The organism is Maribacter aestuarii (genome assembly GCF_027474845.2).
Taxonomy (GTDB): domain Bacteria; phylum Bacteroidota; class Bacteroidia; order Flavobacteriales; family Flavobacteriaceae; genus Maribacter; species Maribacter aestuarii.
On record NZ_CP107031.2, the window covers coordinates 3,211,289 to 3,225,554 of the forward strand.

A 14,266-nucleotide genomic window follows, 5' to 3' on the forward strand; every position below is an offset into this window, starting at 1 on the left:
AAATATCCTATGCAGTACCGGCCTGTGCGACCGAGTTCAAAAAGTCGAACGGATTTCTACCAAAGAAATCCGTTCGACTTTATTCTTCAAGCGTTCGACTTTTTCCTAAAGGTCTGATACTAAGTTGTTTTTGCGATAGGCGGTAGGTGTAGTGCCCGTATGTTTTTTAAAAGCGGTATTGAACGAAGATTTAGAATTAAACCCGATTTCGTAAAGAATCTCTAATATAGTAAGGTCCTTTTTAGTGGGGTCAGAGAGTATTTTCGTAGCACAATCGATACGATACCCGTTTACAAAATCGAAAAAGTGCTGCCCCAGGTGCTGGTTAATCAAAACGGACAGTTGTTTGGATGGAATACCGCTTTGCTCAGACAACTTTTGTACCGTCAGTGAAGGATCGAGATAGGGCTCTTTTTTAACCATGAAATCTTTCAATACCTCGATTTGTTGCTTAGTCTCCTTTGATAAATCTTCTTTTGATTTTCTTTCATTTATTAATTCTTTGGAAAGTTTTAGGTCGACCGTAATCCCCCTAAAAAGTTTGGGGGAGTGCAATGCTTTCCAGACCAACCAAAAACTAAAAAAAAGACCATAGCACAAAAGAATAATAAATGCTAAATCAGCGTTTTTTTCGGACGCGTCCGATTTTACTACGATCCCTTTAATAAATGTTAATAGCTGCGCTATCAAAATAAAAATCATGAGTTGTTTTATCCAGCGATAATTATAGAAGTACGCTTTGCCGGTAAAGTTTTCCAATAATAGCTTTCGATACCGAAAAAGATAATATAGCTCTGCAACTATATAGACAACTTCTAAAGTAGTGCCGAATATACTTAGCCATTTTTGCTCCGAGGTTTGCCAATAGGCGTCTAAAAAAAGACTTTGAGACGTACGGTCGACCATAAAAAAGTTAGGGATCAGAACGATAATTGAAATGGCCCAAGGTGCCAAATGCACCAGATGCTTTCTTTGTAATTTAAAATCAGCGTAAATAATTGAAAGAAAATATAGAAATAATATTGGGTCTTTAAAATTCGATAACTGTATGCGTAACATTTCAAGAACAGGTGGCAATTCGATATACCTATAGTAGAAAAACGCACTGATATCAATGGCCGTCACTATTAAAAACGAGGCGAGTAGTTTATTGCTCATTTTATTCTTGGTCTTGACCGTCAATAGGAATAGGGCAAGCAATATAAATAACAGAAAAATGATAAAACCTAGAATACCAAGAATATCGGGATTGCTCATAAGTGGTCCAGTTTGCGATAGGCAGTTGGTGTCAACCCAGTATTTTTTTTAAACGCTGTATTAAACGAAGATTTCGAATTAAAGCCGACCTCGTACAAAATCTCGAGTACGGTATATTCTTTTTTATCCGGATTTTTTAATAGTTTTTTTGCCTCCGAAATTCGAAATTCATTTACGAAATCAAAGAAATGCTGTCCCATTTTATGGTTAATAATTATAGAGAGATCTTTTGTTGGTAATTGTACGTAATCGGCCAGTTCATTTATGGTCAGAGAAGGTTCTAAAAAAGGCTTTTCGGCCGACATGTAACTCCTTACTTTTCTAACTTCTTCGTCCTCATGGGCCGACAATACTGTTGAACGGTCAGCTGCTTTGATCAGGTCGCTTGTCAATTTTAATTTTGAATCTACACTTTTAAAAAGCTCAGGATGGTTTAACGCCTTTAAGACGTACCAGCAAAAAATCAGTAGTTCTAGCGATATAAGTGAGATAAGCGTTCCACGGTAGATTACATCGTCGCTTGAAAATTTGTAAATATTCTTAAATAGCGCGGTTACATGTAAAATGAAAAGTACCGACATCAACTGCAATAGCCAATGGTAAAAAGGTATTGCCGCATTGGCATAGTTTTCCAAATATAGTTTTTTCGATCTACGGACGACCATGTAAGAAGCGAGCAGATACGAAAATACCTGAACATGGATAATGATGTGAATAATCTTGTTTTTAAGCTGCACCGATAGCCCACTTAATAGAATCAATGGTGAATCGGAATCTATGCCATAGTTACTCGAAAGCATCAAAAGATTTACGATTATATAAGGTATGGCGTGTAATAGATAAATTTTTTTTAATTTAAAATCCGTGTAGCAGACAGAGTTTACATAAAGGAAAAAAATAGGCAGCTGTAGAAATACGGTAGTCGATATCGCGGTGCTAAGTGCCAAATAATTGTCATTCAGCAATCTTGAAACGAATACGTTATCAATAGCACTCAATAACAGAAAGACTCCAAAAATGCGATTGGAAAAGCGATTTTTTCCCTTCGCGGAAAAAAGAAATACAGTAAAAAGCAGGCCTAGGAACAAGGATAGGATACTTAGGACATTGATTAGATTGAGGTCAGTCATTCGCTATTGAACGGTTTTCGGGCATGTTGGATAAAGTGAATCAATCAATGTTTTCTTTTACTTTGAGACTATCCTCGTACTCAATCAAATAAATCTCTTCATTTCTCTTTTTAAGATAGTATTGTTCACGAGCAAACTTTTCCAGCTCTTCTTGATCTGAAAGTTTTTCAATGGTCTTTTTGTCCTTGGCGATTTCTTTTTTCAAAAAGTCTTGGGTTTTCTCCAATTTTTTGATTTCCTTTTTCAGTTCTAAATGAATCAGTAGGGAATTGGTATCAAAGAAAACCATCCAGATAAGAAATACGGTTAGTACCAAGACATACATGTTTGTAAATATCTTGAACCACTTTTTCTTTTTCAAATCCTTTAAACCCATTTTAAACTAGTTTTTCACTGATGATGGTGCGTACCATATCAACTGCAACTGTATTATACTTATTGTTGGGAATGATAATATCCGCATATTCTTTGCTGGGTTCTATAAATTGCAGATGCATAGGTTTGATATTCGTTTGGTATTTTTCCAGAGTCTCGTCCAGATTCCAGCCACGTTCGTTTACGTCTCGTTTTAGCCTTCGAATAAGCCGCTCATCAGAATCGGCATGTACAAAAATTTTGATATCCATCATTTTACGGATTCGCGCGTTGGTCAAAATTAAGATTCCCTCGACGATCAATACTTTAGTGGGATGCACAAGGACCGTTTTATCGGTACGATTGCATTCTAAAAAGGAATAAACCGGTTGTTTGATGGAGTGCCCGGCTTTTAAAAGGCTTAAATGCTCTTCCAATAAAATGAAGTCAATTGATTGCGGATGGTCAAAATTTGTCTTCCGTCTTTCTTCTAAAGAGAGGTGGGAAAGGTCGTTGTAGTACGAATCCTGTGAAATCACGCCGACCTCCCCATCGGGAAGTTCATTGATGATTTGGTTCACCACTGTAGTCTTTCCGCAACCTGTTCCTCCCGCTATACCAATTATAAGCATACAACCCAGTTTTGAACAAAAATACAGATTTGTGCCTCAAATTTCTATTAAACTCAAAAATGAACTTTTTATAACAAGCCTTGCGATGTTAACTATTACTTTTGCGCCATGCAAGTAAAACCGGTAAAACCGAATTTCGAATTTATAGCATTAATGGCCTCATTAATGTCTATAGTTGCCTTGGCTATTGATGCTATTTTACCGGCCATCTCCCAAATTGGGATATCAATAAATAGTTTAGACCCTACCGATAATCAGCTTTTGATTACCATGATATTCCTAGGTCTTGGTGTGGGGCAGTTGTTTTTCGGACCCTTATCGGACAGCTTTGGTAGAAAGCCCATCGTATATTCAGGTTTTGCACTGTTCGGTATAGCCAGTATCATCTGTGTTTTTGCGCCTTCTCTGGAAATTATGGTGGCCGGTCGTATTCTTCAGGGAATAGGCCTATCCGCACCGAGAACAATGGCGATTTCTATTATAAGGGATACGTATAAAGGCGATTATATGGCTAGGGTCATGTCTTTTGTTACGGCATTTTTTATTTTGATTCCGGTCGTGGCTCCGGCGATAGGCAAATGGATAATGGATGCTTTTGAATGGCAAGGGATATTTTACATGCAATTATTTTTTGCTTTGGTGGTGGGTATATGGTTTTGGAAACGACAAGAGGAAACTCTTAAGGCACAATATAAAATTCCATTTTCACCAAGTGTTTTCATTAGTGGGACCATAGAGTTTTTAAAACATCGGGAAACTGTCGCTTTCACTTTTATTTCAGGACTAATTACCGGGGCATTTTTGGTCTATTTGAGCGCGTCGCAACATATATTTGAAAACCAATATGGTTTACCTGAGCTGTTTCCCTATATTTTTGCCGGTCTCGCCATTTCCATTGGATTATCCACCTTCTTAAACGGCACTTTGGTGATGCGTTTTGGTATGCGGAGACTTTCATTAATGGCGTTGATAACATTTTGCCTGATCGCTCTGGTATATGTAGGGTTATTCTGGGGAAAACCCAATCCCGGAGTACCGGTTTTGGTTGGATTTTTATCAGTGCAGTTTTTTTGCCTAGGTTTTTTATGGGGTAACTTTCGGTCCATCGCCATGGAGCCCATCGGTCACATTGCGGGTATTGGTGCGGCCATAAACGGATTTGTATCAACTGTCCTAGCAGTACCTATTGCTAATTACATTGGTAGTTTCGTAGACGATACCATCTGGCCACTTTTTGTAGGTTTAGGCGGTTGTGGACTCGTTGCGTTGGTCATTTTTCTTGCTTTTAGCAAAAAGCCACTGGTTTACAGAAAACAAATTTCTTAAAGGGCATTGTCCATTATTTCTTTAACAACTTCTGGGTTTAACAACGTGCTGGTGTCGCCAAGATTAGAAGTGTCCTTACTGGCAATCTTTCTAAGAATACGTCGCATAATCTTACCGCTACGGGTTTTGGGTAAGCCAGAGACGAACTGAATTTTATCCAATTTGGCAATTGGTCCTATTTGCTCTGTAATCTGTTGATTGATTTCTTTTCTTACATTATCTCGATCGCGCGACTCCCCAACCTCCTTCAAGATTACGTATCCATAAAGTGCATTTCCTTTTACATCATGAGGAAAACCTACAATGGCCGATTCTGCCACCGCTGGATGTTCGTTTATGGAATCTTCAATTGGCGCGGTCCCTAAATTATGACCGGAAACTATGATTACGTCGTCTACCCGACCCGTAATTCGATAATAACCAACGGCATCTCGTAAAGCACCGTCCCCGGTAAAATACATATTTTTATACGCCGAGAAATAGGTCTCCCGATAGCGCTCGTGATTTCCCCAAATGGTACGTGCAATCGAAGGCCATGGGAATTTAATACAAAGTCTACCATCTACTTGGTTGCCTTTAATTTCCTTAGCCTCTTCGTCCATAAGTGCCGGTTGTACTCCGATAAATGGTAATGTAGCGTAGGTCGGGGTCGTTGGCGTAACGTACGGGATTGGTGAAATCATGATACCCCCGGTTTCCGTTTGCCACCACGTATCTACAATAGGACTGTTCTTCTTGCCCACATTATTATTGTACCAATGCCAAGCCTCCTCATTAATGGGTTCACCTACTGAGCCTAGAACTTTTAGACTGGATAGGTTGTACTTCTCCACAAAATCCAATTTTTCTTTGGCTAAAGCTCTAATAGCAGTTGGTGCTGTATAGAATTGGTTCACCTTATGCTTCTGGACAACCTCCCAAAACCGACCAAAATCCGGATAAGAAGGAACTCCTTCAAACATAACCGTAGTAGCTCCATTAGCTAACGGACCATAGACGATGTAGGAATGTCCGGTTATCCAACCGATATCGGCTGTACACCAATACACATCATCCTCTTTATATTGAAATACATTTTTAAAAGTATATGCGGTGTAGACCATGTAGCCTGCGGTAGTATGTACCATTCCTTTAGGCTTGCCCGTAGAACCGGAGGTGTAAAGGATAAATAGGGGGTCCTCAGCATCCATTATTTCAGCAACATTGTCCGCATAGGCTTCATCTAATAAGGGTTGTAGCCACTCATCACGATCCTTAACCATGTTAATTTTAGATTTTATTCTCTTTGCTACCAGAACGGTGCTTACACCTGGGCAGTCCTCCAGCGCTTTGTCCACGATTCCTTTAAGGTCGATGGTCTTAGCACCACGAAATGAGCCGTCCGAAGTAATGACCATTTTGCAATCTGAATCGTTGATGCGGGTAGATAACGCATTGGCAGAAAAACCCGCAAAAACCACAGAATGTATTGCTCCGATACGAGCACAGGCCAATACGGAAATGGCGAGTTCCGGAATCATGGGAAGGTAGATACAGATACGATCCCCCTTTTTGACTCCTTTTTCCAAAAGTACGTTCGCCATTCTACACACACGCTCATGCAATTGTCTGTAGGTGATGTGTTCCGCTTCTTCTTTGGGGTCATTTGGTTCAAAAAGTATGGCGGTCTTATTTCCTCTTACGGGTAAGTGCCGATCCAAACAATTTTCGGTAATATTCAATTTAGCACCTTCGAACCATTTAATTTCAGGTTTAGTAAAATCCCAACTTAACACATTATTCCATCGTTTTCGCCATACAAAATGTTCCTCGGCTATTTCCTCCCAAAATGCTTCTGGATTTCTAACCGATTTGCGATATACCTGATAATATTCCTCTAAGTGCTTGATATGGTAATTGCTCATGTGAACGCGGTTTCTTAAATTATGGTCGTCACTAAAATGACATTTCTAAATTTTACCCTTAAATCTCTTGATAGGAACAAAAAAAGGGTAATTCATTACTAAAAATAACGAAAAAATCAATGTCCCGAAGCCTCTCCGGCGCCACTTGGGATTCGAATATTTTCTACAATTTCCTGTACATGTTCTGGAGGATCCGGTGTAAACTGCATGATGATGACCGATACCACAAAATTTGCCAGCATGGCTATGCTGCCAAATCCTTCCGGAGATATGCCAAACCACCAATCATCTTGGGTTCCACCTCCGAACCAGTCAAATTTAAACTTGGTCATATAAAAAAGCATTAATAAGATACCCACCACCATACCTGCAATAGCGCCTTCTTTGTTCATTTTTTTGTAAAAAATACCCAGAACAATAGCTGGGAAAAATGAGGCTGCCGCTAGCCCAAAGGCTAATGCCACTACGGCCGCAACAAAACCGGGTGGATTAATCCCAAAATACCCGGCGATTACCACAGCAACGGTTGCTGCACCTCTGGCGGCCCAAAGCTCACCTTTTTCAGAAATACTAGGTCTGAAAACTTTTTTAATTAAATCGTGGGAAACCGATGATGAAATCACTAATAATAATCCGGCCGCGGTGGATAAGGCCGCTGCGAGACCACCAGCAGCCACCAGCGCAATTACCCATGCGGGTAAATTGGCGATTTCTGGATTAGCCAATACCATAATATCCCGGTCTACGATAAGCTCATTTTGGGCAGCGTCTGCTACATATTGAATCTTACCATCATTATTCTTATCATCAAATGATAACAAACCCGTTTTTTCCCAATTCTTGAACCAATCCGGCATGGAGGCGTATGCTTTGTTACTTACAGTATTGATCATATTGGTTCGTGCAAAAACGGCTACCGCCGGTGCAGTGGTGTACAGAATGGCAATGAGTAAAAGCGCAATACCGGCGGATTTTCGCGCGTCCTTTACTCTTTTTACGGTAAAAAATCGAACGATGACATGAGGAAGTCCCGCGGTACCTACCATTAATGCAAGAGTAATGGCGAAAACATCTACCAGAGATTTTGAGCCATTCGTGTATTCGTTGAAACCTAATTCGGTTGAAAGTCCATCCAACTTGTCCAAAAGATAATTTCCTGAACCATCATTGAGGGTGGAGCCCATTCCAAGTTGTGGAATGGGATTCCCTGTCATTTGTATTGAAATAAATATTGCAGGAACCATAAAAGCGAAGATGAGTACACAATACTGTGCCACTTGGGTATAGGTAATTCCCTTCATACCTCCCAACACCGCATAGAAGAGAACGATGACCATTCCTATTATCACTCCTGTATTTATATCGACTTCTAGAAAACGGGAGAAAACAACCCCAACCCCCTCATTTGTCCGGCCACATAGGTAAAGGAAACAATGAGGGCACAGAGGACCGCTACAATCCGTGCTGTTTTGGAATAATACCGGTCCCCAATGAAATCGGGTACGGTAAACTTCCCAAATTTCCGAAGATAAGGTGCCAGCAAAAGAGCAAGGAGGACATACCCTCCTGTCCATCCCATCAGATAGACCGAACCATCGTAACCGGCAAAGGCAATAATACCGGCCATAGAAATAAAAGAGGCTGCAGACATCCAATCGGCCGCTGTGGCCATTCCATTCGCCAGCGGAGAAACACCACCGCCCGCAACATAAAATTCTTTAGTAGAACCTGCCCTGGACCAAATTGCGATACCTATGTAAAGTGCGAATGTGAGTCCTACGAGAATATAAGTCCAGGTTTGTACGGTCATAAGTTTTTGATTAATTGTATTCGGTCGGAAAATTAATTGGTTGACGGTTTTTAAAATTCTAATCGCTATTCATTAAAACCATACTTTTTATCCAGCTTGTTCATCAATCGCACATAAACGAATATCAAGACAACAAAGACATATATGGAACCCTGTTGTGCAAACCAAAAACCTAGTTTAAAACCTCCAACCTTAAAATTGTCCAAGCTATCCTTGAACAGGATTCCAGCTCCATAAGATACTAGAAACCATATGGCTAAAAGAATAATCAAGTATTTTACATTTTCCCTCCAGTAGGCGGTGGCCTTCTTTTGTTTTTCAGACATTTTTTAAGTTTAATTTTTCAAGATAGCGAATCGGTTATTGACACCAAAGGACTCACAGATATTTAGATTTGAGCCTAATTGGGTAAATAAACCACTCCACTAGATGAATCCCTTTTTGCCCCCGTAACCGAACGCAGCACGTTTATTTGCCTTTCAACCCGTAACACTCCCATAAGGGCAAACACTAACGCTTCCTTAAATTCGATTAAAATTGGCTCTGGGACTACTACTTCCATCTGGGTTCCCAGTTTTTGTTTCAATGTTTCAATAAGAAACGAATTCATTGCTCCCCCTCCTGTAATTAAAAGCCGTTTTTTGGTTTCGTCGGAATTTAGTTTTATTTGCTGCGCTATTTTATCGCAAATGTGATGCACAGAGGTGTGCAATAGATTTTGCAGTGTATCCTCTGTATCTTCCACAATAGGGACCACTTCCTCAATAAACCATTCATACCCAATAGATTTAGGATGGGGTAGGAGGTAATATTTTAAGTCGTTCAATCGCTTTAACATATCTGAATTGATTTCTCCTGTCCGGGCAAGTTCCCCATCTTTATCGTAATCCAGACCTATTTTTCTTATAATATAATTCAGAATCATATTGGCTAGGCCGATATCATAGGCGATTCTTTTATCTTTTACTTCGAACGATATATTACTGATTCCTCCAAGGTTAAGACAAAAATCATATTCGCTAAAGAATAATCTATCGCCAATAGGCACCAATGGAGCACCTTGTCCGTCCAAAGCCAAATCATTACTTCTGAAATCGCAAATCACCTTTTGACCAGAGGAATTGGCCAAATGTTGCCCTGACCCTAGTTGAAAGGTCAATCCCATTTCTGGTCGATGATGGGAAGTGTGCCCATGACTGGCAATAAATTCTACATCTAGATTTTTATTTTTTATGAAATCCAAAGCTCGTTCCCCAAGCCAAATCCCGTATGTATTATGTAATTGCAGCAAACTCTCAGCCGATAAATGGATAGAATCTTTGAGCTCCGTTTGCATAACCTCGGTATACGTAATGCTAGTTGTTTCTTTAATCTCAAACTGCCATTTCCCTTCATTTTCCCAAATATGACAATAGGCGAGGTCCAGCCCATCTAAGGAAGTCCCGGACATTAGGCCTAAGACTTTATAGCTTTTCATGGTATAAACTTTTAATGGTTACCGGCATCTTACCCTTAGCTTTAAATTGTCCTAAAAAATGGGCAGTGGCCACATCTTGAAATTCCTTCATATCTTGGTAAACCACCACTGTGGCTAGAGTATCTTCATAATTGAAAAGTTGTAAGGCATACGGATTACCATAATGATAGAGCACCACTTGCTTTGTATTGATCATGTCATTTATAAAATTGATTTCTTCCTTTAAAAATCCGAAACTATTGGTTGGTTTCATTTGAGGAGGGGTCAACAACAACAAGATTTGTTTTTCATCCCTAATTTCGGATTTCATTCTTTTTACAGCCTTAAGAATTTTAACCTGTTCTTGATGTTCATCAAACCTTTTCAAGAACAGCGTACAATAGTCCGTATCTCGGAAATTAGCAATATCCGAATCGTGTCCCTTCAATAGTGTAATTCCCTTTTCTGCGATTTTACGGTTTAAAGCGCCCGCTTTATTAAAGTCAAGTTCTGCACTCGTATCGTGCTCATTAAAAGCTTTTACTTTTAACTTCCATACACGTTCAAAGCTCTCTTCAATTTGTTCTTGAGATGCGTTTCTGAGTATGGTTTCAATTCCTTCTTGAACGTGCTCTGAGAAACAAAGAACATCGTTTCCGGCATTAAAGGCCAGCCATTCCAATTCTCCCGGCAACGGATAGTTTTTTGAAACGGCATGCATGTTGAGCGCATCGGAGATAATGACGCCTTTAAAACCCATTTCTTTTCGTAATGTTCCTTTAATGATTTCTTCGGAAATACTAGAAGGAATTCTTTTGCCATCTGCCAAGGCCGGCACGGATAAGTGGCCCACCATAATAGCATCCACGCCTTTATCGATTAATTTTTGAAATGGATATAATTCGTTTTGCAACAGTTCTTCTTTCGATTTATCGATGAGGGGCAAACCTAGGTGAGAATCCGTGGCGGTATCTCCGTGTCCAGGAAAGTGTTTGATACTAGTGAGAATACCTTCGCTCTCTGTTCCACTTACATAGGCTATAGCATTTTTAGTTACCAACTCCCTATTTTCACCAAAAGAACGATATCCTATTACTGGATTGTTCGGATTTATATTTATATCCACTACAGGCGATAAGTTCCAATGAATCCCTGCTGCTTTGCAATCCAGGGCAATTTGTTTGCCTACCTGAAAAATTAATTCAGCATCATCTATGGCACCTAGGGTAATGGCGTAAGGATATTGTGGTGTATTTTCTATGCGCATAGCCAGTCCCCATTCCGCATCAATAGCTATTATCAAGGGATATTTGGCCACTGCTTGGTAACGCTCTATTAAAGACGTAAGGGTATCAAAACTACTTTCATTATAAACCACCTGCTGATTTCCTTCGTAGTTGGTTGCGGCACTGGCGCGGGAATGAAAGAAGCAAAGCCCTCCAATTTGCTGTTCCTGTATCAATCGTTCCAGCCGGAGAATTTCTTCTTCCGAATCATTAATGAAGGCCGCAGGCATAAATAGTTGCCCAAGTTTTTCCTTTAACGAAAGTCTGTCCTTCGCTATATTGTAATCAAACACTTTGCTCATCTTTCTCTTTTGCTTTTCCGAAATCTGGGGGATAAGAAATATATCGAAGTAAAATAAATGCTGGTAGTGCAGCTAGTACGACCCATATGAAAAAGCCATCATAGCCCAACCATTCTTGCATAAAACCACTGATTAGCCCTGGTAACATCATCCCCAGTGCCATAAAACCGGTTGCGAGCGCATAATGGGAGGTTTTGGATTTTCCTTCAGCAATATAGATTAAGTAGACCATAAAACCCGCTATTCCAAAACCATAGCCAAATTGCTCCACAATTACAGTTCCGGTAACCGCCCAAGCTTCTGTGGTTCCCGTAATTGCCAATAAGGCATAAAGAGCATTGGGTGCATTGAGGGAAATTAGCATAGGCAACATCCATTTTTTTAATCCATGTTTTGATATTAAAATCCCACCAAGTATTCCTCCTATGGTTAAAAAGATAACTCCTATAGTCCCGTAAATCGTACCTACTTCAGAGGTGCTATATCCAAGGCCTCCTACCGAGGTCGGGTCTAACAGGAAGGGAGAGGCCATTTTTACTAATTGTGATTCACCCAACCTAAAGAATAGTATAAAGGTTATTGCCATTCCCATACCGGGCTTTTTGAAAAAGGAAACGAAAACTTCCCAGAAACCCTTTGGCTTTTGAAGGACAATCTCAGATGAGCTTTCAAATTTTGGGGTAATTATAAAGTTGGAGAGCGTCATAAGCAACATTATTGAGCCTGCACAAATCATGGTATACGACCATGCTTTTGTATTATCACTGTATTTGTTTTCTAAAAAACCCGCCAGTACCACCAGTAAACCTTGTCCCGTGACATTCGCCAATTTGTAAAAAACGCTTCGCATTCCAACGAAGAAAGACTGTCTGTCTTCGGTTAAGCCAATCATGTAATAACCATCTGTGGCAATGTCGTTGGTCGCCGAGGCAAAAGCTACCATCCAAAAACAGGCCAAGCTGGTAACAAAGAAAATATTAGTAGGCAGCGAAAGACCTATGGCCAAAAGGGCGATCGAGGCTAAAAGTTGCATTGCTAAAAACCAATTGCGTTTGGTGCTTTTTAAATCAACGAACGGACTCCACAGCGGTTTAATCACCCAAGGGAGATACAATAAGCTGGTATAGAGACCCAAATCTGCATTACTGAACCCAAGTCGTTTGTACATGATTACAGAAACGGTAACCACCAGTGCATAAGGTAAACCTTGGGCAAAATAAAGTGTGGGGACCCATGCCCAAGCCCACTTGTTTTTTTGTATCATTTTTGGCTTATTTCTTTTATTTGTATCATTCTTGGTTCAGATTCTTGACCATACTTATCTAAAAAAGTTAAGGCAAAGTGTTTACCGGAAATCATTCTTTTGGATATAATTAAAGTATCCGTATTGCCATCCAAATATGTTTTCTGGATAAGTTTTTTCATGGGATATTGCGATTTGGCTTTTTTTCTGGATTTATAAATTAGGGCATGGGACCAATCACTAGTATCACGTAGATCAAATTGCACCGTTTCATCATTCTGAAAACTTGCTTTAATTATTGGAATGGTTTGTTCAACTGTCTTGGATGAGGGAGTTACTGGTGTAAGGGCCGGTAAGCGATAGTATTTTTTCTTTAAGTAATCTACGACATCGGGATTGTCGTTCATTAATGATTTTGCACTGAAGAGAATGTTGCCACTTACTGCGGGAGTATTTCTCGCTAGTTTCAATTGGTTGGGCAGTTCTTTTTTCTCGTTCCAGGCTTGATCGCTATTGTTTCGCACTTTGTATGCTCCGTTGCCGATGTACAAGTTACTCCTAGTATTGTTTTGGGCCCACCAATCCACTATTTTTTTATGGGAGGCTACCGGCAGCTCCATGCTCCAGTATACTTGTGGAGCAATATAATCTATCCACCCCTCCTGCATCCAAAGTAGGGGATCGGCATAGAGATCTTCATAAGTTGTTTGCCCTGCTTGGGTGTCCGATCCTTTGGGGTCAGTGGATTTATTTTTCCAAACGCCGAACGGGCTAATTCCAAATTGGACCCAAGGCTTTTCGGATTTTATGGTTTGATGTACGTTCTTGACCAAGGAATCTACATTGCTTCTCCTCCAATCCTCCAGCGTTTGATGCTGCTGTGCATACCTCTTGAAAGCTAGGGAATCATTAAATACCTCGTTTTTTATTTTATAAGGGTAGAAATAGTCGTCAAAATGAATGGCATCTAAGTCATAAAGGGTAACCACTTCCTGAATTACTTCAGAAAATCTATTCCTTACCTCGGGAATCCCAGGATTGTAATAGTATTTTGTACCGTATTTGAGCATCCATTCCGGATGCATGTAATAATCATGGGTAGGGCTTAAAACTTGGGTCTTTAAATCGAAACTAGCCCTATACGGATTAAACCAAGCGTGAAATTCCATACCTCTATTGTGGGCTTCCTTAATCATCCAATCCAGGGTATCTTCTTTCCACTGTGCCGTTTTCCCTTCTTCCCCGGTGAGGAATCTGGACAATGGAGCAAAATCCGATTTATAAAATGCATCACCTGCGGTTCTAACTTGAACAATAACCGCATTGTAATTTAAATTTTGGTAAAAATCTAAAATATGCAAGTAGTCGGTTTTTTGTTTTTTGGGAGCATCGTTGCCATTTTTTGGCCAATCAATATTAACCACGGTGGCAATCCAAACGCCTCTAAACTCTCGTCTAGGTTGAGGTATTCCTGATTTGAAAATTCCACAGGAATTAAGGAGTAGAAGAACTACAACTGGTAATAGGTATTTGGACATAGAAAGTAAAAAAGGTCTATTTCGCACT

General features: G+C 40.0%; 11 protein-coding genes and 1 pseudogene. 1 reads left to right on the forward strand and 11 read right to left on the reverse strand.

Annotation, left to right across the window (positions count from 1 at the left end):
- Positions 1-105: 105 nt before the first annotated feature.
- From N8A89_RS14735 to udk, 4 genes are read right to left on the reverse strand one after another with little or no spacing between them, the layout of a single operon-like run.
- Positions 106-1,257, reverse strand: coding sequence for a helix-turn-helix domain-containing protein (locus N8A89_RS14735; protein ID WP_289644518.1), 1,152 nt, complete (start codon positions 1,255-1,257; stop codon positions 106-108).
- Positions 1,254-2,387, reverse strand: coding sequence for a helix-turn-helix domain-containing protein (locus N8A89_RS14740; RefSeq protein ID WP_289644520.1), 1,134 nt, complete (start codon positions 2,385-2,387; stop codon positions 1,254-1,256). The genes N8A89_RS14735 and N8A89_RS14740 overlap by 4 nt, the downstream gene beginning before the upstream one ends.
- A gap of 40 nt (positions 2,388-2,427) precedes the next feature.
- Entirely contained in the window at positions 2,428-2,763 is a 336-nt protein-coding gene (locus tag N8A89_RS14745) for an FtsB family cell division protein (RefSeq protein WP_281542917.1), read from the reverse strand.
- A 1-nt stretch (position 2,764) separates the two neighbouring features.
- Positions 2,765-3,373 (reverse strand): uridine kinase, encoded by a 609-nt coding sequence (gene udk, locus N8A89_RS14750; protein WP_281542918.1) that lies wholly within the window; start codon positions 3,371-3,373, stop codon positions 2,765-2,767.
- A 108-nt stretch (positions 3,374-3,481) separates the two neighbouring features.
- Here udk and N8A89_RS14755 point away from each other — a divergent pair, with 108 nt between their 5' ends.
- Complete coding sequence (locus tag N8A89_RS14755) at positions 3,482-4,699, forward strand: multidrug effflux MFS transporter (RefSeq protein WP_281542919.1); 1,218 nt, start codon at positions 3,482-3,484, stop codon at positions 4,697-4,699.
- Here the strand turns inward: N8A89_RS14755 and acs are convergent.
- From acs to N8A89_RS14790, 7 genes and pseudogenes are all read right to left on the reverse strand, one after another.
- Positions 4,696-6,603, reverse strand: a complete 1,908-nt coding sequence (gene acs / locus N8A89_RS14760) for an acetate--CoA ligase (protein ID WP_281542920.1) — start codon at positions 6,601-6,603, stop codon at positions 4,696-4,698. The genes N8A89_RS14755 and acs overlap by 4 nt on opposite strands.
- A 116-nt stretch (positions 6,604-6,719) precedes the next feature.
- Positions 6,720-8,413: pseudogene (locus tag N8A89_RS14765) on the reverse strand (sodium:solute symporter family protein).
- Positions 8,414-8,478: 65 nt separating this feature from the next.
- Positions 8,479-8,739: a DUF4212 domain-containing protein gene (locus N8A89_RS14770; RefSeq protein ID WP_281542921.1), complete on the reverse strand. Its 261-nt coding sequence runs from the start codon at positions 8,737-8,739 to the stop codon at positions 8,479-8,481.
- Between the two features lie 74 nt (positions 8,740-8,813).
- Positions 8,814-9,890 carry an anhydro-N-acetylmuramic acid kinase gene (locus tag N8A89_RS14775; RefSeq protein WP_281542922.1) on the reverse strand — a complete coding sequence of 359 codons (1,077 nt, stop codon included), beginning with the start codon at positions 9,888-9,890 and terminating at the stop codon, positions 8,814-8,816.
- Positions 9,877-11,457, reverse strand: a complete 1,581-nt coding sequence (locus tag N8A89_RS14780) for a glycoside hydrolase family 3 protein (RefSeq protein ID WP_281542923.1) — start codon at positions 11,455-11,457, stop codon at positions 9,877-9,879. The genes N8A89_RS14775 and N8A89_RS14780 overlap by 14 nt, the downstream gene beginning before the upstream one ends.
- Positions 11,441-12,721: an MFS transporter gene (locus N8A89_RS14785; protein WP_281542924.1), complete on the reverse strand. Its 1,281-nt coding sequence runs from the start codon at positions 12,719-12,721 to the stop codon at positions 11,441-11,443. The genes N8A89_RS14780 and N8A89_RS14785 overlap by 17 nt, the downstream gene beginning before the upstream one ends.
- Positions 12,718-14,238: a glycoside hydrolase family 10-like protein gene (locus N8A89_RS14790; protein WP_289644525.1), complete on the reverse strand. Its 1,521-nt coding sequence runs from the start codon at positions 14,236-14,238 to the stop codon at positions 12,718-12,720. Before N8A89_RS14790 ends, N8A89_RS14785 begins: the two co-directional genes overlap by 4 nt.
- Positions 14,239-14,266 lie beyond the last annotated feature (28 nt).